The sequence below is a fragment of the Chryseolinea sp. H1M3-3 genome, from assembly GCF_029360725.1.
Lineage (GTDB): Bacteria > Bacteroidota > Bacteroidia > Cytophagales > Cyclobacteriaceae > Chryseolinea.
The window spans coordinates 978,265-1,001,456 of the sequence record NZ_JARKMY010000010.1; the positions used below are offsets into that span (position 1 = coordinate 978,265).

The 23,192-nt window shown below is 41.3% G+C and carries 19 protein-coding genes; 10 read left to right on the top strand and 9 right to left on the bottom strand.

Annotated features, from left to right (window positions below; translation table 11 throughout):
• Window positions 1-379: 379 nt before the first annotated feature.
• Complete coding sequence (gene queG, locus P2W71_RS20950; RefSeq protein WP_276373286.1) at window positions 380-1,327, bottom strand: tRNA epoxyqueuosine(34) reductase QueG; 948 nt, start codon at window positions 1,325-1,327, stop codon at window positions 380-382.
• A 192-nt stretch (window positions 1,328-1,519) separates the two neighbouring features.
• Between queG and P2W71_RS20955 the strand changes: the two genes are divergently transcribed.
• Window positions 1,520-2,728, top strand: a complete 1,209-nt coding sequence (locus P2W71_RS20955; RefSeq protein WP_276373287.1) for a lipase family protein — start codon at window positions 1,520-1,522, stop codon at window positions 2,726-2,728.
• Between the two features lie 9 nt (window positions 2,729-2,737).
• On the opposite strand, the gene P2W71_RS20960 is transcribed toward P2W71_RS20955, so the two are convergent.
• Both P2W71_RS20960 and P2W71_RS20965 read right to left on the bottom strand, forming a co-directional pair.
• Window positions 2,738-3,451: a DUF2071 domain-containing protein gene (locus P2W71_RS20960; RefSeq protein WP_276373288.1), complete on the bottom strand. Its 714-nt coding sequence runs from the start codon at window positions 3,449-3,451 to the stop codon at window positions 2,738-2,740.
• A 3-nt stretch (window positions 3,452-3,454) separates the two neighbouring features.
• Entirely contained in the window at window positions 3,455-4,375 is a 921-nt protein-coding gene (locus tag P2W71_RS20965; RefSeq protein ID WP_276373289.1) for a sugar phosphate nucleotidyltransferase, read from the bottom strand.
• Window positions 4,376-4,586: 211 nt separating this feature from the next.
• On the opposite strand from P2W71_RS20965, the gene P2W71_RS20970 reads away from it, so the two are divergent.
• The 3 genes from P2W71_RS20970 to P2W71_RS20980 all read left to right on the top strand — a co-directional run bounded on the left by P2W71_RS20970 (window position 4,587) and on the right by P2W71_RS20980 (window position 7,654).
• A complete protein-coding gene (locus tag P2W71_RS20970; RefSeq protein ID WP_276373290.1) occupies window positions 4,587-5,846 on the top strand; it encodes a sugar MFS transporter in 1,260 nt (419 codons plus the stop codon).
• A gap of 124 nt (window positions 5,847-5,970) precedes the next feature.
• Window positions 5,971-6,318 (top strand): YciI family protein, encoded by a 348-nt coding sequence (locus P2W71_RS20975; RefSeq protein ID WP_276373291.1) that lies wholly within the window; start codon window positions 5,971-5,973, stop codon window positions 6,316-6,318.
• A 79-nt stretch (window positions 6,319-6,397) separates the two neighbouring features.
• Window positions 6,398-7,654 carry a sigma-70 family RNA polymerase sigma factor gene (locus P2W71_RS20980; RefSeq protein WP_276373292.1) on the top strand — a complete coding sequence of 419 codons (1,257 nt, stop codon included), beginning with the start codon at window positions 6,398-6,400 and terminating at the stop codon, window positions 7,652-7,654.
• A gap of 65 nt (window positions 7,655-7,719) precedes the next feature.
• Here the strand turns inward: P2W71_RS20980 and P2W71_RS20985 are convergent, their stop codons facing one another.
• Both P2W71_RS20985 and pnuC read right to left on the bottom strand, forming a co-directional pair.
• Window positions 7,720-8,094 (bottom strand): VanZ family protein, encoded by a 375-nt coding sequence (locus P2W71_RS20985; RefSeq protein WP_276373293.1) that lies wholly within the window; start codon window positions 8,092-8,094, stop codon window positions 7,720-7,722.
• Complete coding sequence (pnuC, locus tag P2W71_RS20990; RefSeq protein ID WP_276373294.1) at window positions 8,091-8,744, bottom strand: nicotinamide riboside transporter PnuC; 654 nt, start codon at window positions 8,742-8,744, stop codon at window positions 8,091-8,093. The genes P2W71_RS20985 and pnuC overlap by 4 nt, the downstream gene beginning before the upstream one ends.
• Window positions 8,745-8,901: 157 nt before the next feature.
• On the opposite strand from pnuC, the gene P2W71_RS20995 reads away from it, so the two are divergent.
• The gene (locus P2W71_RS20995) at window positions 8,902-9,549 is read left to right on the top strand and encodes a hypothetical protein (protein ID WP_276373295.1); all 648 of its coding nucleotides are present in this window, start codon (window positions 8,902-8,904) and stop codon (window positions 9,547-9,549) included.
• A 4-nt stretch (window positions 9,550-9,553) separates the two neighbouring features.
• Here the strand turns inward: P2W71_RS20995 and P2W71_RS21000 are convergent, their stop codons facing one another.
• Together P2W71_RS21000 and P2W71_RS21005 are read right to left on the bottom strand one after the other, a co-directional pair.
• On the bottom strand, window positions 9,554-10,999 hold the full coding sequence (locus P2W71_RS21000) for an aldehyde dehydrogenase (protein ID WP_346659968.1): 1,446 nt from the start codon (window positions 10,997-10,999) through the stop codon (window positions 9,554-9,556).
• Window positions 10,999-11,784 carry an SDR family oxidoreductase gene (locus P2W71_RS21005; protein WP_276373297.1) on the bottom strand — a complete coding sequence of 262 codons (786 nt, stop codon included), beginning with the start codon at window positions 11,782-11,784 and terminating at the stop codon, window positions 10,999-11,001. Before P2W71_RS21005 ends, P2W71_RS21000 begins: the two co-directional genes overlap by 1 nt.
• A gap of 123 nt (window positions 11,785-11,907) precedes the next feature.
• Between P2W71_RS21005 and P2W71_RS21010 the strand changes: the two genes are divergently transcribed.
• The 4 genes from P2W71_RS21010 to P2W71_RS21025 all read left to right on the top strand — a co-directional run bounded on the left by P2W71_RS21010 (window position 11,908) and on the right by P2W71_RS21025 (window position 15,666).
• Window positions 11,908-12,438 (top strand): 3-hydroxyanthranilate 3,4-dioxygenase, encoded by a 531-nt coding sequence (locus tag P2W71_RS21010; protein WP_276373299.1) that lies wholly within the window; start codon window positions 11,908-11,910, stop codon window positions 12,436-12,438.
• Window positions 12,439-12,506: 68 nt separating this feature from the next.
• Window positions 12,507-12,983, top strand: coding sequence for a methylated-DNA--[protein]-cysteine S-methyltransferase (locus tag P2W71_RS21015; protein WP_276373300.1), 477 nt, complete (start codon window positions 12,507-12,509; stop codon window positions 12,981-12,983).
• A gap of 34 nt (window positions 12,984-13,017) precedes the next feature.
• Entirely contained in the window at window positions 13,018-14,289 is a 1,272-nt protein-coding gene (gene kynU, locus P2W71_RS21020) for a kynureninase (RefSeq protein WP_276373301.1), read from the top strand.
• 36 nt (window positions 14,290-14,325) lie between these two features.
• A complete protein-coding gene (locus P2W71_RS21025; protein ID WP_276373302.1) occupies window positions 14,326-15,666 on the top strand; it encodes an NAD(P)/FAD-dependent oxidoreductase in 1,341 nt (446 codons plus the stop codon).
• On the opposite strand, the gene P2W71_RS21030 is transcribed toward P2W71_RS21025, so the two are convergent.
• The gene (locus P2W71_RS21030; RefSeq protein ID WP_276373303.1) at window positions 15,611-17,011 is read right to left on the bottom strand and encodes a transporter substrate-binding domain-containing protein; all 1,401 of its coding nucleotides are present in this window, start codon (window positions 17,009-17,011) and stop codon (window positions 15,611-15,613) included. The genes P2W71_RS21025 and P2W71_RS21030 overlap by 56 nt on opposite strands.
• 156 nt (window positions 17,012-17,167) lie before the next feature.
• Complete coding sequence (locus P2W71_RS21035) at window positions 17,168-20,404, bottom strand: TonB-dependent receptor (RefSeq protein ID WP_276373304.1); 3,237 nt, start codon at window positions 20,402-20,404, stop codon at window positions 17,168-17,170.
• Window positions 20,405-20,607: 203 nt separating this feature from the next.
• Here P2W71_RS21035 and P2W71_RS21040 point away from each other — a divergent pair, with 203 nt between their 5' ends.
• On the top strand, window positions 20,608-23,169 hold the full coding sequence (locus tag P2W71_RS21040) for a M14 metallopeptidase family protein (protein ID WP_276373305.1): 2,562 nt from the start codon (window positions 20,608-20,610) through the stop codon (window positions 23,167-23,169).
• Window positions 23,170-23,192: the final 23 nt, after the last annotated feature.

Genomic DNA, 23,192 nt, shown 5'->3' on the forward strand with positions numbered 1-23,192 from the left:
ACCAATAAAAATCGTTGAAATGACGTTTTTTTATAATGGTAAACGAAATTCTCAACGATTCTTTTACATGAAAAAACAATTTTATAAATTAACAGTTGTTAGGAAGTCTATTTTTTTATCTCTTTAAATGTTAGTCCATGTTAAATTATGTGAAGACAGTACTCACAAAGGTGAGTTTTAGTGCTCTTCTCTTTGAAAAAGAGCTCCGTAAAGCCATGAAAGTATTAGTGGCTGATGAAGTAAACGAACTCAAACGCTGGTGTTACACCCGATTTGGGACTGAGCATGAAGCTATTTTAAACAGATGCTTTTTAGCAGTTTAAAAACCAAAAACGAAAAAAAAAGAAAGGGCCCTCAAAAAATCGAGGGCCTTTATGTTTTAAGTAAGTTTGGGTTCATCGGCTTCAAGAAATGCAATATTTCGTTTAAGACCTTCGAGCTTCGTTCTTTGAACAGCCGATTTTCCAAATACCTTTTTAAAGACATCGTTTGTAATTTCCTTCCACTCCTGCTTAGACATTTTTGATAGTTCTTCGCCAGGATTAAACCGAGGCTCGTGGTGGGTTTTTGAAAAACTATTCCATGGGCAAACATCCTGACAGATGTCACAGCCAAAAATCCAATTTTCAAATTTTCCCTTTACGTCATTTGGAATAGATTCTTTCAACTCGATCGTAAAGTAAGAAATGCATTTGCTTCCGTCAACAACATACGGTTGGGCTATAGCCTCCGTTGGGCATGCGTCAATGCAAGCCGTGCATGTTCCACAGAAATCCTTTATCGGCTGATCATATTCCAATGGCAAATCAATAATTAACTCAGCAATAAAAAAGAAACTTCCCATCTCGCGGTTAAGCAATAAACTGTTTTTTCCGATCCAACCCAGACCACTTCGTTTTGCCAAGGCACGTTCCATCACAGGTGCAGAATCTACAAATGCGCGCCCATGAATCTCTCCTATTTTCAATTGCAGAGCGTCCATTAACATTTTTAGTTTTTCTTTTATCACCACATGGTAATCTTCACCATATGCATATTTGGAAATTTTATAATTATCGTCACGCGCAAGATCTTTTTGGGGAAAGTAGTTATACAGCAGACTTATGACCGATTTAGCCCCTGGGACGAGCAAAGTAGGATCGAGACGTTTATCAAAATAATTTTCGAGATAGCTCATTTTACCTTGGTATCTTCTATTAAGCCATTCCTCTAACTGTGGTGCTTCATCTTTTAGAAATTCAGCTTTGGATATACCACAAAAACTGAAACCGAGATTGGCGGCTTCACCTTTGATGAGATCTGAGTAGCGTTGAAGTGATAAATCCAACTTTCTAAAACTTAAAGGCCAATACTATTTTTTTCAATCCGTAAATTTATTTAAGAAAAACCATTCACCTTTGAAATAAATAAAGTCTGATAATTCAGAACAAACCACAAAACTTTTGTTTTTAAAAGTACACAACACACATAGCATTGAATAAATTCTGATTCAGACTCCAAATACCCAAACTGACTGGTTATGAAATACTTTTTAATCAAAAATATACGCACACTTTTAATTGCGCTAACGGTAATTGTTAGTGCCTGCAACAGTGACAACGACCCTCAACCTAGTAATGAACAATTCCTGGTAAGTTCGGAATTTGTTTACGCTACTACAGCCGCTCAGTTAAAACTGTTGATTCAATTTGCGGGTATTGATGTTAACCCCAATGAATTTCTCTATGACATAGAAATTTACAAAGTAACCTACACCACATCATATGATGAGGGTACCATAACCGCTTCAGGCTTAATTGCACTTCCTAAGACGACTCAGGAAGTCGGAATGTTGAGCTTTCATCACGGTACACTCACAAATCGAGCTGACGCGCCATCCAATTTTTCAGCAAGCGACTATAATGCGATCTCTTATGCCGCGATGGCTTCAGTGGGATTTATTGGTGTTATTCCTGATTACCTTGGCTTCGGCAGTTCTTCAAGCATCCTTCATCCTTACTATGTGGAGGAACTCACAGCATCTTCCGTAATTGATATGCTAAAAGCTGCTACTGAATTGGCCCGGCAAAAAAATATTCAATTTAATGGGAAGCTTTTTCTGGCTGGATATTCTGAAGGAGGTTATGCAACAATGGCAACGCACAAGGCCATCGAAGAAAACCCTCTCGATGGGTTTACGCTCACCGCTTCTTTCCCAGGTGCTGGAGCCTATGACTTGAAAGGAATGCAGCAACATATTTTCAATCTTCAGGAATACACTGATCCTCATTATCTAGCCTACATGGCACGTGCGTATCAGCTACATTATGATCGAGACAATTTGTTAACGGACTTTTTTAACGAACCTTATGCCTCACGGATTCCAGGTTTGTTCGATGGACAAAAAGGAGCAGATGCAATCAATTCGCAACTCACCCCAGTGATCGCGGACCTTATTCAGGGAGATGTATTAACGGGTATTGATACCGATCCTCAATATCAATATCTGTCGGACGCTTTTACCGAAAATAGTTTAACCGACTGGAAACCTGAAGTGAAAATGTTTATGTATCATGGCTTATCAGATGCAACTGTGCCCTATCAAAATTCAGTAGATACCTTTAATAAATTAATTTCCAACGGTGCGTCTACTAGCGACATTTCCTTAACCCCTTTAGAAGGAACACATAGTTCTGCCATAGAGCCGTATATCGCTGATATCATCGGAAAACTTTTGTCTTTAAAGTAAGATATGCTTCTATAGTATAAAGCCTCCCCTTACAATAACTTCCGATCCTTCGGCTAAAAAAACGGACAGTGGTTTTTCGTATTTCAATAAATGAAATTCAGTTCCATATAGGTTACCAAAATCAACATCGATGTGGTAGTCTTTAACCGGATACACTTCCCAACGTGGATGAGCAACTTCATACGCTGATGTTTTAGATGGGTTAATTTTGGGGTATCCCCAATAATGTTCCGTGATAAATTCTTCTTCACTTCCCAGTAAAAAATCCTGTGATGGTTTACCAGCTTTAACTTCAATCGAGTTCCATTTCAATTTTTGCTTCCATCGGTATTCAACATTTAAAGACGCATGGGAGTCTTCCCAAACATGGGTCATAGGCAATGTCTGGTAATGCTCTCCATACACAGCATTTGCAACAAATGTTAGCGCAGGCCGAGGAACAATTTCTTTAATAAATACCACACCGCGTTTCAATCCTTCAACCGGATCGTGGTACTTAACGTAAAATCTCAAATTAACCTCTTCAAAATTGATGTGATACGGCACTTTAAAGCCCTTCACAGTTGTGTTCAAAAACATAAACCCAACTAAACTCACATAGCACGTTCCATTCCACAAGTCGAGCTCTGTTTTCGCGGGGAGATATTTTGAAAGCAAAGAAGGCTGAATGGCATAGTTTGCCAAAGCCAGTTTACGCCATTCAGCTTTGAGAAAATTTTGCATTCGTTACCCCCAAAGTTTTTCAGGATATGTACCAAATGCAATCTGGAGTTTAATCTTTTGAGAAACTTCTTCTTTATCTTCTTTATATGTGACACCAAACCAATTATTGCTACCGGAGATAATTCGCACTTTACCAGCGTTCTTTCTGATCAATTCATTTACAATAAGTGGTATGTAAAATTCAGATTTAATATTGGTATGATTGTCGCGCAAGAAATTTTGAAACTCCTTTGCAGCAAACTCAAATATATCAGGATGGAATCCCCAAAAATTCATGGATGTTGGAACATCCGGACTTAATTCATGATCGCCTTCTTTCTCTTTAGCAATTATTTTTCCGTTTTGCTTTACGATGGTCGTGCGTTCCACTACTGACTTTAAAAACCCATCGAAATCACGTTCCCCACAGCCCCGCGAAACACTTCCATGTTCTGACAAAACATCTTTCAATGTATAACCAACCATGGCGTGTGCACCTTTATCTTCTTTCTGAAAAAAATCGGCCACTGCTATAAAAGATTCTTTCCCGTAAAAGTCATCTGCATTTATTACCACGAATGGCTCTTTAATTACGTCACGCGCGCATAGCATCGCATGACCCGTTCCCCAAGGTTTAACTCGTTCAGGGTTTCGATATTCCGCGGGTATAAGCTTGTCGAGTGATTGGATAACAAAGTCAACTTCAACTTTACCTTCGAGCTTGTGAAGGAATTTTTCTTTAACGGCTTCAAGTATTTCTTCTCGTACTATAAATACGATTTTTGTAAATCCAGCGCGGATGGCATCAAATAAAGAGTAATCCATGATCGTTTCGCCATGCGGACCAAATCCATCGATTTGTTTTATTCCACCATAACGGCTGCCAATTCCAGCGGCCAGTACTAGAAGTGTAAGTTTTTTTTGCGTGTTGCTTGGAGTGTCCATCGGAGTTTAGTTTTTTCAACTGTTTTTACCTTCTGTTTGCGCAAACATTATTTATATTTATTAAGCGAACAGAATGACCATTCTAAAAAAATGATGAAATTGAAAGTTTAACAATTTTTAAAAGTCCAAAAATAGAGTTTTAACTGAATTTATGTGTAAAGCACGCCGATACCTTCACTGTTCGGACAATCAAATCTAAAAACCAACCTAAATGAATACTCAACAAAAGTCGTATGTCCTACCGATGATCATCATCGGGGCTCTATTTTTCATTTTCGGATTCGTAACCTGGCTCAATAGTGTTCTGATACCCTTCTTAAAACAGGCGTGTCAGCTTACAGATTTTCAGGCGTATTTCGTTACGTTGGCGTTTTATATATCCTACTTTGTTATGGCAATTCCATCTTCGATAATTCTAAGGAAGATAGGATTTGCCAAAGGTATGTCTGTTGGCTTAGCAGTCATGGCGATTGGCGCGCTGGTTTTTATACCGGCAGCGCAAGTTAGGTCATATCCCTTATTTCTAGTCGGCTTATTCATGCAAGCCACGGGAATGACGCTCCTGCAGACAGCTTCAAATCCTTATGTGACCATTTTAGGTCCCATTGAAAGTGCAGCTAAGCGTATCAGCATTATGGGGATTAGTAATAAGGTTGCAGGAATGATTGGCATTTTTATACTCGTAGAATTACTCTTCAGCGACACACAAACGCTGTCTGAAAAAATTGCTTCGTTAAGCGGGGCTGAATTAGAAAATGAATTAGATATTCTCGCCTCAAGAGTAATTGTGCCCTACATTGTCATGGCTATTGTACTTGGCGGGCTTGCTCTGTTAATTCTGAAAGCTCATCTTCCGGAGATTAACCCCGAGGAAGAAGTATCCCCTGCAGCAGCCTCACATCTGAAAGAAAAAAAATCCGTATTCGATTTCCCTCACCTGGTGCTGGGCGTGGTGTGCATCTTTGTGTATGTAGGGGTGGAAGTTATTGCAATTGATACTATTGGTCTGTATGGAGAATATCAAGGTTTTGATTTAAGTACCGCCAGCAAATTTGGGATCTACAGCCTCATAGCCCTCACGGTCGGATACCTTTTGCAGATCGCCGTCATTCCTAAATATCTGTCGCAACGAATGGCGCTGATGTTGAGTGCAGTAATGGGATTTGTGTGCATCATTGCCGCGATGCTTACGAGCGGATGGGTTTCAATTGGGTTTATCGTGCTATTGAGTTTTGCAAATTCTTTTATGTGGCCTTCTATTTGGCCTTTAGCGCTAAACAGTCTTGGTCAATTTACGAAAGTAGGGTCAGCCCTGCTTATCATGGGGGTTGTCGGCGGGGCATTGATTCCTCTTATTTATGGCGCGTTGGCTGATAGTAGCAATCGTCAAATGGCGTATTGGATAGCACTCCCGTGCTATCTATTTATTGTGTTTTATGCCACGAAGGGTTACAAAGCAGGAAAGGTTTAAGAGCATGTTAGGTCACTCGTGAAAAACCAGCTTTTACTCTTTAAAAAAAAATAAAAAACATTGTCCATGTTCCAAACATTGAGACGTCATAGGGTAAATTATGTCTAACTAAACCTTCATGACAATGGAAAAGTATATGTTCATTTTTTTTGGTGGAGACCCGAGCCACCTTTCACCCGACGCTCAACAAGCCCACATGCAAAAGTGGTTTGACTGGGTTCAAAAACTAACAAACGAGAAACGCTACGTAGGTGGCGAAGCGCTTCTTCCAGGTGGCAAAACCATAAAGGGCAGTAAAAAAGCAGTAACCGACGGCCCCTTCACGGAAAGCAAAGAGGTTGTGGGTGGATACTTTGTCGTACTTGCAAAAAATCTCGATGAGGCTGTTGAGATGGCCAAAGAATGTCCCGACTACAGTCTCGACGGTGTTGTAGAAGTACGCGAGGTAATGAAGTTTGATAACATGGAATAAGCAAGGACCAACGCAATTTAGGAATCGAAGATGTGTTCATCGTTTCGAGTCATATACTTGAAACTTTTTAACTTTATGCGTGCCTGAACAACACGTACATCAGCTGGTCAGCCATCTTTTTCGCCATGAAGCGGGAAGGATGGCTGCAGTGTTGACACGCTTGCTGGGGTTTAATTCACTTAGCGCTGCTGAAGATCTTGTGCAAGACACCTTGCTGCAAGCCATGTCAACCTGGAAGATTAAGGGTATTCCGGAGAATCCATCGGCATGGCTTTATACTGTGGCCAAACGAAAAGCGATAGATTTTATCAGGCAGCAAAAAATTCACGAACAACATCATACCGAAATTGGATTAGCGCTTAAGTCTGAATGGACGCTGTCACCCACCGTAAACCGGCTATTTCTTGACAATGAAATTGAAGACAGCCTGTTGCGAATGGTCTTTGCCTGTTGCCATCCCGCTATACCCTACGAATCACAGATAGCCCTAACGTTAAAAACACTTTGTGGATTAAGCATTGGAGAAATAGCCAATTGTTTTTTAACGAATGACGAAACGATAACAAAGCGGCTGTATCGTGCGCGTGAAAAAATTCGTGAGGAAAATTTAACGCTTGAAACTCCTGCACCCGCCAAACTACCTGGTAGAATGGATGCGGTATTGCATTCACTTTATCTATTGTTTAATGAAGGGTATAATTCCTCTCATTCGGATCATGTCATTCGCCAGGATTTATGCCTGGAGGCAATGCGATTATGCCTGCTGCTCGTACAGAATAAGATAACAAATACGCCAAAGGTGAACGCGTTATTATCGTTAATGTGTTTTCAGGCTTCGCGCGAAGAATCTCGGATAAGTGTGGACGGTTCAATTATTTTATTAAAGGATCAGGATCGAAGCCGTTGGCATCAACCATTAATTGAAAAAGGTAAATATTTCCTCGAGCAAGCTGCAGAGGGCGAAGATTTCTCAGAATATCATATTGAAGCGGCAATTGCAGGTTGCCATCTAAAGGCACAAACTTTTCAAGAGACAGATTGGGAGCAAATTTTTCAACTTTATTCTGCTTTGGCTCAATTAAAGCCAAGCCCTGTTGTAGAATTGAATAAAGCTATCGCATTGGGTTACGCAAGATCCGCAACGGATGGCCTGACTGCACTTCAAAAAATAAGCGCCTTGCAGGATCATTATCTCCTTCATGCCGCCATTGGAGATTTTCAATTTACCCTTCAGAATTTCGAAGAAGCACGCAAGTGTTACATGAAAGCAATTACCTTAACACATTCCAACGCGGAGAAAAAATTATTAGAGCAAAAAGTCCTAACCTGCGGATAAATTTAAATAGCAACATCGATTGACAAATCGGCATTATTCAATTGAGCACAATTTTTTTCCTGGAGCTAAGAACTTTTTTTTAGCACAATCCAACCAAGAAAACATCCTAAGGTATCTGCTACGATATCAAAAATGTCAAACGATCGATGAGGAATAAAGTCCCTTTGGATAAATTCAATTGCTATCCCATAAACGATAAATGCTAAGGTAATGAACAGGCTAGCACGCAGTTTATTTTGTGCCCGGTGTTGTACCGGCAAACACCAGAGCACGACCAGCATGAAAAAAAGGCCCACATGAATTATTTTATCTAGTTGCAGATTCTCGAGCCAACCCGCTTGAGGGAATTCTTCACCGGGTAAGCAAAAAAGGAGCGTAGCTACGACAAGTCCAAATGCAGCAGGCCAAAACGATTTGATCTGAATTTTTAAAAATTTCATTGTTGTGATTTATATTCCTTTGTCCAGTTCCATAGACCAAAGGAAGCCAGGAAACAAAAAATTAAATATTCTGCAGCAACAAACTTAATGCCTTTAGCGAAATAAAGATAGGTTGCAACGGCATCTATAATAATCCAAATAATCCAACATTCTACTTTCTTTTGGATCATCAAAAACGTGGTAATAATGCTCATTACTGTTACGAATGAATCTGCATATGGGAAGGCACTCGGCAAGCTAAAAACTGTCGGAAAAAATTCATGCAGGTTTTTTGCAAACGAACCAAAGAGGTAGGTTCCTGCTAATCCGATCAGCACGAGGAATAAAAATTGTCTTCTGTCCATTAAACTCACCTTCAATTCTTTTTTTCTATCCTCTTCACCAATCTTAGGGTGAGCCCATCGCCACCACCCTAACAGGTTAGTCACCAGAAAAAACACTTGCAAAAACATGTCGGGGTAAAGCTGAACCTGGTAAAAGAGAAAAAAGAATAGAACGACATTGATAATTCCGATCGGCCAGCTCAAAATATTATTTTTTGCAGAAAGCCACACAGCAACACCGCCTGCTAAAGTCCCAAAAAACTCCAGGTAACTCATGGGGTAACCAAGTGCACTGAAAAATATATTTTCTATATCGAAGAATCGCATGCGTTATCCGTAATCTGCGTTTTCGTAACTTTGTTTGTTTAAATGCTAAGGTTGTGATAAAATATTTTGTTGCCACACTGCTCATATTCTTTTCTTTCAATTTACTGGCTCAAAAAAAGAAAAAGCAGGAATCCAATTTCATTAACGATAGGTCGGAGTGGTACGAAGGAGTATTATGCTGACAGGTGGAGAAGAACTTAAAGGTCTTGTGAAATATGACAACAAAAATGGCGTCTTGTCTTTTCAAGACGGTTCCGATTCCAGAGTTTTTACAGCTGTGAGGATAGTAGCTTTTGAGTTTTTCGATGAAAGCCTCATGATACAACGTGTGTTCTATTCCTTTGATTATGAAGATCCTCAAACGAATGTTGAACGCCCTCTTTTTTTTGAGGTTTTGAAACAGTATAAAACATTCGCCGTTCTTTCAAAAGCTGATCAAATTGATTTAGAAGAAAGGACCGATTATGTAGGAGGTAATTCAGTTGCAGGAGCACCTTCACCGATGTATTCAACCCGAACGGTGATATCTCAAACGGAAACGATCTATCTCATGAAGTCCACCGGAGAAATTAAACCATATTTTAAAATCATTAAAGAAGAGGATGGCGAAAAGCCTTTCGTTTTTTTTGGTACTGATACGGAAACTAAAAATAAGATGATTGATCGGGATCTTCTGGAAGAATTCATTTCGCCTGTCGAGCATGAAAAACTGAGGCAATATGCGCTTGCCCATGACTTGAAGTTTAGAAAAAAGGCGGATTTTTTGAAAATACTTGACTACTACGATCAGATTGTTGAGAAGTAGTTGATTAAAGCCGTATGCAAATATTTTTCGTGTCAGTAAAAAATTTCAGCGCATCCCATCCTCCTTCTCTACCGACACCCGATTGTTTCATTCCTCCAAAAGGGGTTCTCAAATCGCGGAAAAGCCAACAATTAACCCAGATAATTCCGCTTTTGACTTCGGCTGATACACGATGAGCCCGTTTTAAATTTTCTGTCCAGAGTGTTGCTGATAAACCATAGGGCGTACTGTTGGCCAAGCGAATCGCCTCTTCTTCCGTTTCAAACGGCATTACGGTTACAACCGGTCCGAAGATCTCTTCCTGATTCGTCGTGCATCGATGATCCAAGCCGGCAATCACGGTTGGCTCCACAAAGTAACCACCTTCACACCTTCCAGGCACTTTAACCTGTGTTCCACCGGTAAGAATTTTTCCACCCTCTTGCTTGGCCAATTCGATATACCCCAACACTTTGTTCAAATGTGACTGAGATATCAGCGCTCCCAGGTTCGTCGAAGGCTCTAACGGATCGCCTACTGATAATTTCTCTACCTGCTTCACGAATTCACTTACAAACTTGTCGTATAAAATGCGCTCAACAAAAATCCGTGATCCGCACAAACAAATTTCTCCTTGATTTGAAAATGACGATTGAATAGACGTAGCAACCGCTTGGTCAAAATTGCAGTCCGCAAAAATAATGTTCGGATTTTTACCGCCGAGTTCAAGGGAAATTTTTTTAAACATGGGTGCGGCAATAGATGCAATCTTCTTTCCTGTCACCGTGCCTCCCGTAAAAGAAATGGCCTTTACTTCAGGATGCTCGACGAGCGCCTGACCAGCCTTGGAACCTAAACCATGCACAACATTCAGCACCCCTTTGGGAAGACCTGCTTCGATGCATAATTTTGAAAACAAGTAGGCTGTCATAGGAGAAAGTTCCGACGGTTTGGCCACAACGGTACAGCCAGCTGCTAATGCAGGTGCGATTTTCCAGGTAAATAAATATAGTGGAAGATTCCAGGGAGAAATACACCCCGCTACTCCCAATGGAGTTTGCAAGGTGTAGTTGATTGCTTCTTTCCCAGTGATGTTAGCATCAGACGAAAAATGAATTGCGCCACTCGCAAAAAATCGCAGATTGGCTGAGGCCCGTGGAATATCCAATGACTTTGCCAGGCTTACAGGTTTACCATTGTCGATACTTTCGGCAAGGGCAAAGGCGTCGAGATCACGGTCGATTAAATCAGCGATGCGTTGAAGAATGGCCGAACGTTTTTCAACAGCAAGGGAAGACCACGCGGCGAAAGCCTTATCCGCCACGGCTACCGCCTTCCTGATATCCCTTTCATCAGAATCTGGTAATAAACTATAAACTAATCCCGTAGATGGATCGTAGTTATCCATATACTCCTTCGACTCGGGTGCTATTAATTCACCACCGATGTAGTTAAGAATGCGTTCCATCATCACAAGCTTTTTGTCCTGCCGCCATCCACAGGTACGTTAATTCCATTGATGTAACCCGCCGCAGGCGACGCAAGGAATGCCACCGCTGCTGCTACCTCATTAGGCTCGGAAATCCTCCCCGCGGGAATTTCTGCTATCATTTCGTTTTTTAATTCTTCAAAACTACTACCGGTGCTCTCGGCTTTTTGCTGTAGGACGGACTGAAGACGTTGTGTCATGGTGGCTCCAGGCAATACGTTGTTCACGGTTATTCCAAACGGCGCTAACTCCACAGAAAGTGTTTTGGACCAATTGGCCACTGCTCCTCGAATGGTATTTGACACTCCTAACCCCGTGATGGGCGTTTTAACAGAAGTTGATATAATGTTGATGATCCGACCATATTTTTGATCTTTCATTCCGCCTACCACTGCTTGAACCAAAATTTGATTACAAATCAGATGGCTCTTAAATGCCTTCAAATAGTCCTCAATCGAAGCATCAATGGCTAAACCCGCGGGGGGTCCGCCTGTATTGTTCACCAGAATTTGGATTACATTTCTTTCGCTGAACTCTTCGACAACGCCCTTTAATCCGTCTGGTTTTTCAAAATCTGCGACTAAGAAATTATGGCGTTGCTTTGGCGATGTCGGCAGTTCTTGGATCACAGATTGAAGCTTGGATTCATTTCGCGCTATTAATGTCACGCTAGCGCCAAGCAATGCAAGTTCAATGGCGGAGGCTTTTCCTATACCCTGCGTGCTTCCACAAACGATAGCTCGTTTCCCTTCAAGATTCAAATCCATAGTTAAGTCTTATTCCTAATACAAATCTTTAGTAATTTTAGCGAAATAAATTCAACTCACTTTCTATTGACAACAAATTAGTCGCGTTGAATATCGGGGATATACATTGAAACAACTTATACCATGGCAATCCGAAGACCTTTTAATTTAAAGCAGTGGATCAATGACAATCGGGATTTGCTTAAGCCGCCGGTGGGTAACAAAAATTTGTACGCCGATGCTGGCGATTACATCGTCATGATTGTTGGCGGGCCGAATGCAAGAAAAGATTATCACTACAATGAGACCGAAGAATTATTTTATCAGCTTGAAGGAGATATTAATGTTCGCATACAAGAAGACGGACGGCCTGTAGACATTCCGATTAAAGAAGGGGAAATGTTTTTGTTGCCTTCAAACACACCACATCGTCCGGAGAGGCCTGCTGGCACGGTAGGTCTCGTGATTGAATGTAAACGCGAAGATGAGAATATGCTCGATGGATTAATTTGGTATTGCGACAACTGCAACAACAAACTTCATGAGTATCGGTTTCACCTGGAAAATATTGAAAAAGATTTTCTTCCACGATTCAGAGAGTTTTATGGCTCCAAAGAGCTGCGCACATGCAAAAAGTGTGGTACGGTAATGGAAACGGATCCAAGATTTGTTTAAGTAATATCAACACTTGCCTTATTCGTACCTTAATCTTTTAATCTTATCATCTTTCAATTTCAACAGGCATGAAAGGTTTGGCGTACTATAGTTCACCCGTTGGAGAATTGATCATTGAGTCGGAAGGCGATAAAATTACTACGGTGAATTTTTTGAAGGAGTCAAAGAAGGAACAATTTCCGAACGCCATCACGGATAACTGCATAACTGAGTTGGAGGAATATTTTTTTAAGGGGCGCAAATTTTTTACAATTGAATTAAACCCGCAGGGAACGGAATTTCAAAAAAAGGTGTGGAACGAATTATTGACCATTCCGTACGGGCAAACGATATGCTATGAGGACCTGGCTATTCGAATCGGAAATATAAAGTCCATCCGTGCAGTAGGCCTTGCCAATGGACAAAATCCAATTGCGATTATTATTCCTTGTCACCGTGTCATTGGAAAGGGCGGCGAGCTTGTGGGATATGGTGGCGGTCTAGAGAATAAAGAGTGGTTGCTATATCATGAAGGTGCCTTGCACAGGCAGTTAACATTGTTCTGATTGAACGGTCACTACGATTTAAAAACGCGACAATTTGAAAATAGCATTTGAAAACAATTTACGGTTCGCCAAAACTTTAGATCGCTCGGATCATCTTCAATCATATCGTTCAAAGTTCTTTATTCCTGAGATTAATGGTAAAAAATCGATTTACTTTTCCGGCAATTCACTAGGGCTTCAGCCAAAGACTACGGGGAAGTTCATCAATCAGGAACTTGCCGATTGGGCAAAGCTTGGTGTTGAAGGACATGAACATGCTGAACGACCTTGGCTCTATTACCACAAGTTATCCAAAAAAATTCTTGCGGAAATTGTAGGTGCAAAACCCACTGAAGTTGTAGCGATGAATCAGCTTACTGTGAATCTTCATTTGATGATGGTCACTTTTTATCGACCAAATTCCAGTCGTTATAAGATTCTGACTGAAGCCGGTGCGTTTTCATCGGATCAATATGCTTTTGAATCGCAAATAAAATTTCATGGCTTAAACGCTGAAGATGCATTGATCGAATTAAAACCACGTGAAAATGAGTTCACACTCCGCACTGAAGATATTCTAACAGCCATAGAAGAAAATGCAAATGAAATAGCGTTGGTTATTTTCGGCGGTGTACAATACTACACCGGTCAATTTTTTGACCTCAAGAAAATTACCGAAGCAGGCCAAAAAGCGGGAGCGGTAGTTGGTTTCGACTTAGCGCACGCCGTCGGCAATGTAGACTTGCATCTCCACCATCATAATGTGGATTTCGCGGTTTGGTGCAGTTATAAATACTTGAATTCTGGACCGGGCGGAATTGCTGGCGTCTTCGTTCATGAAAGAAATTTTAAACAGACCGACCCACTGAGATTTGCGGGTTGGTGGGGTCATCAAGAGAGCGCACGCTTTGAGATGAAGAAAGGATTTAAACCGATGGATGGAGCGGATGGATGGCAAGTCTCCAATGTACCCGTATTACAAGCGGCTGCGCATTTAGCTTCGTTGGAAATTTTTCATGCAGCTGGCATGAAAGCCTTGCGCAACAAAAGCATCGTTTTAACCGGATACCTGGAATTTTTATTAAAAGAAAATGATCCGCTGGAAAAATATTATAAAATCATTACTCCGTCTGGGGCAGCAGACAGAGGTTGCCAGTTATCGCTTTACATCAAGAGAAACGGGCAAAAGATTTTTACCGGACTAACTAAAAAAGGTATATCGCTCGACTGGCGCGAGCCCAATGTTATCCGACTTGCACCCGTACCGTTGTACAATACTTTTGAGGAAGTATATAGATTTATGGAAATTTTTAAATCACTCTTTTAAGTGAATCGATAATTGACTTAAGTAACTAAAAAATTCATGTCAGGCCAGAAACACATTGCGATTACGGGCGCGGGACTTGTTGGATGCCTATTGGCCGTTTATTTATGCCGGCGTGGGTATAAAGTTACTGTTTTTGAACGGCGGCCTGACCTGAGACAACAACAAGTCGATGCAGGTAGGTCTATCAATCTCGCTTTAAGCAACCGCGGCCTGCGCGCATTGGAGGAAATCGGGCTAGCTGACGACATAATACGAATAGCCATCCCGATGCATAAAAGAATGATCCATGCACTTGATGGGTCTCTTACTTTTCAGCCTTATGGAAAACAGGGACAATTCATTAACTCAATTTCAAGAAGCAATCTTAACATACTGCTCCTGGAAACCGCCGAAAAACAAGGAGCCACCTTCCATTTTTCTCATCGCGTTACAGAGGTTGATTTAATGGCAACAACGCTAACTGTTCAACAAAATGGTGTCACCGCCGACAACACTTTTGATGCAATTGTCGGTGCCGATGGTGCGTTCTCTGCGGTAAGGCATGCGATGCAGTTTACAGACCAGTTTAATTTTTCACAGGATTATATTGAGCATGCCTATAAAGAATTTCATATTCCTGCCACACCGAATGGTCAGTTCGCTATGGAGAAAAATGCGCTTCACATTTGGCCTCGCGAAAGTTATATGCTGATTGCACTCCCAAATCCAGACGGAAGTTTTACCTGTACGTTATTTTTTCCGTTCGATGGAGATCCTTCCTTTAGCTCCCTTCGGACGGAACAAAACATTCGGCACTTTTTTCTTTCAAATTTCCCGGATGCCACAGCGTTAATGCCTCGCCTGATTCATGACTTCAATTCCAACCCAACATCGTCATTAGTGACAATGAAATGTTTTCCGTGGGTAAGAAACAAAACGCTGCTCATAGGTGATGCAGCACATGCCATTGTTCCTTTTTATGGACAAGGAATGAATGCCGGGTTTGAAGATTGCAGAATACTAAACCAGTTGATGGACCAGCACCAGGATGACTGGGAGAAAACAATACAGGCGTTTCAACTACAGCGAAAACCTGACACGGATGCCATCGCTCAACTTGCGCTTGACAATTTTATTGAAATGCGGGATCTCGTTGCTGACGCAGACTTTTTATTACGCAAAAAGATTGAAGCAAAACTTCATGAGCTTTATCCTGAGGAATGGATACCGCTTTATTCCATGGTAACATTTTATGATAATATTCGATATTCAGAAGCCTATCGAATCGGCCTTAAGCAAAAAAAGATTATGGACGAAGTGATGAAAAAGCGTGGCATTGAAACTACTTGGATGCGTTTAGATTTTGAACAACTTGTTCGTCAGCTTCAGGCAACTTGATATGCAATTTGTACTCTTCGTAGCGTGCTAAGACATCTTTTACATAGTTTACCGGCTCTTCGCATTTACAATATCCTGCTTTCGAAACTGGATCTTTATAAAATTTAGGATCCGTTTTTTTCAACAAAAAAAATTCGACATCATTCCAGTGTTGCGGATCCTTTCCATATTTCTCCGCGAGTTTACGCGCATCCAGTATATGCGCTAGCCCCGCGTTATACGACGCCAATATGAATTTCATGCGTTCTTCTTCATTCGCAATGCGTTGCGTCCAGTAGCGATCCAGATACCTCAGATAATTTACGCCTGCCTTTATATTTTCGACCGGGTCATATACATCCTTCGCGCCGAACCTTTTAGCAGTTTCCGGCATAAGCTGCATCAATCCCTGGGCACCAGCCCATGATTCATCACCGGTTTTAAATTTAGATTCCTGATAAACAATAGAAGCCAGCATGCGCCAGTCCCAACCTAGTTTTTCCGCGCCCTCTTTTATCAAAATGTCGTATTGAGAAAGTTTATTTCCACCTAGCGAAGAGTAATCGCTGTTCATTCTCATCAGGGATGTTCTGGGACTTTTAAAATATCGATTATAAATCACCATGAATGTGGGTCCCTTTTTAATCTTGGTGAGCCACTGATTAATTGTTTCAAGTAAGTTAGGCGCATTTCTGCGTAGACCCCATGCAATTTGCTGGGGCATGCTTAACACTGTTTGTACATCAAGTATAGGATAGTAGGATACATTCACATGTGCCAGGGTATGATCAGCAACTGTATAATCAATTTCACCTAAGGCCACCTTTCGAACCAAGGACTCGCTTTCCGAATTGACGGTGTCCTCCCGAATAATAATATCACCGCCTAATTCTTCCGATAAATTTCTCAGTCGCATAGCATGACTTGTACCAGCGATAACATGGATTTCCTTCCCGATAAGATCCACCGGATTGCGGATTAAATTTTCATTCACTTGATCCAATGTCAAGCGCCGCCAGTTGTCCGGCTTTCGTTGTACTAATACCTGGTATGCATTAAAATGAGGATGTGTAAACGCAACAGAATTTTTTAAGGCTTTTGTGATGGCTAGCGGAAAAGCAATGATGTCACCTTCTCCATTATTTAGCTGTTCAATAGCGCGTTCAATCCCAGATGTGACTTTAATCTTAAGATCTACTTTTAAATGATCAGCCAACAACTTCAGCAGTTCATATTCATAGCCCATAGGATGGCCTTTGTAGATGAAATAACTGATGGAATTATTGTCGACTAATGCATTGATGTAACCTCGCTTAACGATCGCATCGAGGTCAAACTGAACTTGCGATTCTTCATGTAAGTCCACTTTTGGGGCCTTTTCGCATGAAAAGCAAGCCAACAACAAACAAATGGTAAAAGTACAGCGCCAAAAAACCAACATACGAACTGAAAATAGCAATTCGCAGGGAAAATAAAAAGGAGGTTTCGACGACCTCCTTTCCACGTGATGTAAGTAATTTTTCTAAAACGAATAACGAATACCTACTTGGGCTTGCCATCTTGAACTAATAAGACCCGAGTCGTCAATATTAAGCTTGGTGGCTGGCTTGGCAAACCGGAAGTTAGGAATATTATCAGCGCCTAAATTAACATACTCGACTAAGCGAAAGTTATCGTTGGTGTTAAAGTATTGCCTGCCCCAATCTTTGTTGAGCATGTTTGTAAAATTAAAGACATCAAAGCTTAGTTGAAGTGTATGACGTGTTGAACCGATCGTGAGAAAAAAGTCCTGTAAAAAACGCAAATCGATGACGTTGGTAAAAGGCACCCGCGCACCATTTCTTTCTGCGTATTGACCTCTTCTTGAATTCAGGTAATCGTCACCTTTGATAAACTCATTAAGATCGGCCCACTGCTGATCTTCGCTGACAGGGTTGCTACCTGTTATTGGCACAAAACGGATCTCGCCAGCCGCTAATGCCTCTGCGTATGTCGCATAGTCCCTTGGCACATAAATAAGATCGTTGTCCGTGTTGGTAGCCTGAGGGTCATCGTTTAACAATGAATTACGATAAATATAAGAATAACGTGCACCAGACTGACCGTTATAAAATAAGGAGATGGTTGTTGCAAAATGTTTAAGGTATTCTTTCCGGTATGAGACACTTGCTACGATTCTTGAGCCAAGGTCAAAATCAGAATAAGAGAGGTCCAGGCGATTTTTACCGTTTACGTTTTCAATAAATCGCCATTGAGAGGAATTCTGAGAAGACGTTCCTTCATTTAAAACTTTGGATCTTCCAAACGTATAACCAACACTGGTTGACAATCCAAACTCAAAATCCTTTTTTAGTTGCGCCGTTAAATTATAGGTATACCCTTTACTTGTATTTTTACCCAACAGTATATGACGGTATGTGGCATCCACTGGCTCGCTCCTGTTCCAGCGCGGTCTGTTGTCCTGACCCACGAGGGTAGCTGTAGGTTGCTTGATATTGAATTGTTCGTAGTTGATATTGTTTAACGTTTTACTAAAGATACCCTCTAAAGTACCAACGAGTCCCCCGGGTAATAATTTGTCGACAGCCAATGACGTTCTGAAGACTTGTGGGAATTTGAAGTTTTTCGCAAAGATGTTAATATCTCCCGATGGCGTAGCAACTACTGCACCTACATCGGGTCCTGTATATTGATTATTTGGGTCTGGTCTAAAGGTAACTTTTGGATTTGCACCGGCAGGTATGGATCCTATCAGCACACCGTTATTGTTAAAGCTTGCGCCGGGCCATACATAAGGTATTCGGCTGGTGAAAATCCCGACACCTCCTCGAATTTGAGTAGTCTGATCGCCTTTAAGATCATAGTTAAAGCCAATCCGTGGCGACAACATTACTTGTGGCTTTGGTACTTCACCTACCCGAGCTCCCATCAGGTCATAACCTTCAGCTTCTATTTTCGGAATAACTGTACTATTAAAATATGGATCTTCCTGCGGTTTGTTTAAAAACATTGGAATATCAATGCGCAAGCCAGCAGTAAATCTGAATTTTTGGTTAACGGTTATCTCATCCTGCGCATAAACCCCTAGTTGTAACGTTTGAAAATCTGCAGCGGCTTTCGTTCCGTCGCCAGCGACATCATCGACGAGAGAGTAGCTTCGCTCATAATCCGTCGAAGCGGCACCTGTTAAAAAGCTATTTAAATCCGCAAAAGTGTATGTACCGTAAGCGTTACCCACAAAAGCATTATAAAAGGTTGCATATTCATTATGCGTTCCAAATGTGAAGGCATGCTTTTGCTTATAGATTGTAAAATTGTCGGTCAGTGTGAGAATTCTGGATTTCAATTGATTGATTGTGGAGAAAGGTTCGGTTCCGAAAATGATTCTGTTGGTACCATCATTAATCGTTACGCGTGGAAAATCCTGCCCGATAGAACCACGATCGTCTACCACAGTTGTATAACCTATGATCAAATTGTTGGACTTAGAATTACCAAAAGCGCTTTTCAATTCAACTGCTGTTGAATTGGTTGTGCTTGGAAAGAACTCACTATTATTTCCAAAATTGATGGTAGAGTTAGTCGATCTTGCACGTTTGTAGGCTTCTCCTTTCGTATAACTGTGGCGCAACGTAAGCGTATGATTACTGTTGATGTTGTAGTCAAAACGCACTAAAAATTTATCGCTTTTAGTCTCCGACGGATTATCCAAATAACCACCTGGATCGTATCCGTAGTTAGTTTTCAGAAAATCTGTAAGTCCGTTCAAATCGGTTTGTGTTACTGTTCCGTTATAGGTGGTGTAGTCAAAGGGTTGAGGCGTTTCATCCCGCTGAACTTCGGCATTTATAAAAAAGAATAATTTGTCTTTAATGATCGGCCCGCCTAATCGGAAGCCGGTAGTTTGCGCCGTAAAATCATCAAGTTTTTTACGTTCAGTTGCAGGGTTATCAGTTGGAGTTTTCCCTGCCAGCTTTTCATTCCTGAAAAACGTATACACCGAACCGGAAAATTTATTGCTGCCACTTCTTGTAACAGCATTTATTCCTCCACCAGCAAACCCTCCCAACCGAACATCGAACGGTGCTATAACGACTTGGAATTCTTCAATAGCATCGATACTAATTGGACTAATGCTGTTTGCTTGCCCGCCGTTTGTTCCAGTTTCTGAAAGGCCGAACACATCATTGTTAACAGCACCATCAACAAAGATTGAATTGTAGCGATTATTTGTTCCTGCAATTGAAATTCCCTGATTTGCCGTAATGGACACTTGAGGCGTTAGCCTGGTAAAGTCCGTGAGGTTTCGCCCAACGGTGGGCAATGAATTAATTTGTTGTTGTGAAATGTTGGTTGAAGCTCCAGTCCGTTCGCTATTAAAAACATCATCGCGGCTAGCGGTCACCTCCACATCGGCTAATTCAACAGCGGTTTCCGATAATTGAATTCTTAGATTGTATGTTTGTCCAAGACTAAGGAAAATGTTTTCTTTTTTGTCTTCCGTATACCCAACAAACGTCGTTGTAATTGTATAAGGACCCCCTACCCGCGCATTTAAAATTGTAAAACTTCCGTCGGTTCGGCTTGAGGTACCATATTCCGTACCTGATGGGGTATGCCGAGCAATAATCGTCGCCCCTGGCAACGGTTCACCGTTTTGATCTTTAATAGTCCCGCTTATGCTTGCAGTAGTTACACCCTGAGCAAAGGCAGTACCTGAAACAAGAAGCGCACAGGCTAGCAGTAAAATTCTATTCATAAATTATAGGTTAATTACTAGTGTAAAAATACCCTTTGGAATACACTTAAACTTTAAAGCCCCTTTAAATATTTACGCAAATTGTTTACAATAGCTTAACATCTGAAAGAAACACCGTAACAAATTCTGTTATGGCTAGGCAACTGTTTGATTTGACATAAAATATTTGTCAATTGGTCATAAGGCTCATTTAATACAATATCATGTATAAATTTTTATGGCGGTCCATTTTGTTGTTAACGATTGCATCAGGCGTAAATGCACAACCCGACCTGTCTTACTATTTACCGGAGGGTGTAACATACAACCCAAATATTCCAACACCTCAATCGGTAATAGGCCATCAGGTTGGTGAATGGCATGTGACTCATGATCGTTTACTCAACTACATGCATGCATTAGACAAAGCTTCCAATAGAATCAGTCTTGAGATATCCGGGTACACGCACGAAGCGCGCCCATTGTTGCTGCTCACGATAACAAGTGAAAAAAATCACAGGGATCTTGAGTCACTGCGCACGCAGCATAATTTATTAACTGATTTTAAAAAATCGGTGGACTTAGATCTTAAGAATATGCCGACTGTCTTTTACATTGGATTTAGTATACATGGAAATGAAGCTAGCGGTGTGAACGCTGGGCTATTAGTCGCTTATCATTTGGCTGCCGCTCAAGGTGAGGAAATCGAACAGTATCTCAACAATACCATTATTCTATTTGATCCTTGTTACAACCCTGACGGTATGCAGCGGTTCAGTGGCTGGGTGAATGCAAGAAAAAGCAAAATTACCTCGGTTGATCCATTAGATACAGAACATAACGAAGTGTGGCCCGGCGGAAGATTCAATCATTATTGGTTTGACCTCAATCGCGATTGGCTGGTAGCACAGCATCCAGAATCTCGTGCCCGCGTCAGCAACTTTCAAAAATGGAAACCTAACGTTTTGACAGACCATCACGAAATGGGCACCAATACTTCATTCTTTTTCCAGCCCGGTGTACCCTCACGCATGCATCCGCTCACGCCAGAAAAAAACCTAGAGCTGACAAAGCGTATGGGAGAATTCCACGCAAAAGCATTGGACGATTTATGTGCCCTATATTTTACGCAGGAAGGATATGATGATTTTTATTATGGGAAAGGTTCCAGCTTTCCAGATGCGCAAGGCGCTATCGGAATTTTATTTGAGCAAGCTAGCTCACGGGGTCACGCACAAGAAAGCACCAACGGCATCCTTCGATTTCCATTTACAATAAGAAATCAGTTTGTAACGGCTTTGAGTTCTTTGAGAGCAATTAATGCTATGCGCATAGACTTGCTGGAGTATCAACGCCAGTTTTATAGAGAAGCAGCGACAGAGTCGGCGAAAGATCCCGTTAAAGCATTCATATTTTCATCAAAGGATAAAGTTCGGGCACATGAGCTATGCCAGGTCCTGAATCGGCAAGACATCGACGTCTACAGCATCAAATCTAATCAAACCGTTCAAAACAAAAGTTATTCTCAGGCATCAAGTTTTATAGTACCGATGAATCAGCGGCAATACAAGTTGATTAAAAGTATGTTTGAAAAACGAATACAGTTTAAAGACAGTATTTTCTATGATATCTCAAGCTGGACCCTCCCGCTGGCTTATGGCGTAGCGTATGATGCGCTAAAAAACTTGCCAGCGCTTGGGGAAAAAATTACAAGCGAGCAGTTGCCCCCAGGCGAACGCATTGGAGGAAAAAGTGATTATGCATACGTATTTGAATCAGTCGGTTATTATTCACCACGATCCATATACAGGTTGCTAAGTCATGGCTTAAGAGTCAAAGTAGCTACCCAGCCGTTTTACCGCGCAGATGGAAAAAAATTTGATCCGGGTTCCATTTTGATTCCTTTGAGTGATCAAGATAAGCATGCTGAGCAAATAGAATTTTTGATAAATGAGATTGTAACGAAGGATGGAATTGATGTATACGCTTTCCAAACGGGCCTTGATTATAAAGGATCGAGTCTGGGCAGCAGCAATTTTCTTACCCTAAAAAAACCAGAAGTAGCCATGCTCATGGGTGATGGATTTTCTGCCACAGATGCCGGTGAGGTTTGGCATCAATTTGATACACGTTTCCATATACCATTGACGCTTTTACCCGTAGATGTTTTTAACCGATCGCCGATCTCCCGATACAATACCATTATTATTCCTCCGACCTCCGGCACTTTTCAGATTTCGGAAGGTGCCAAAGAAAAATTAAAGACCTGGGTGCAAAACGGAGGTGTAGTCATCGGTTTGGAAGGGGCACTAAACTGGCTTAACACGGTTGGGCTAGGCAAGTTTGGCATGAAAAAAGATGAAGTGAAAAAAGATTCATCGGTGGCGAGACCTTATGGATTGATCAACGCATATTCAGGTGCACAGGAAACAAGTGGGGCAATCTTTCAGGCGAATGTCGATCTTACTCATCCTCTTCTGTTTGGGTACTATAATAATACAATGCCGATTTTCAAGTCTAATAATTTATTCATGGAGAAAACAGAAAACCCTTATGGAAATCCAATTGTATTTTCACCGGATCCACTCTTGAGCGGATACATTTCGAAAATTAATTATAGCAAACTTAAAAACAGTTCAGTGGCTGGCGTCAGTTTCTATGGACAGGGACGAGTAATTGGTTTCACAGACAATTTATGTTTCCGTGGGTTCTGGTATGGCACAAATAAAATATTGATGAACGCTGTATTTTATGGTTGGCTGATAAACAGTGCTTCGGGCAGATAGGACACGAATTAATAATTCGGGCC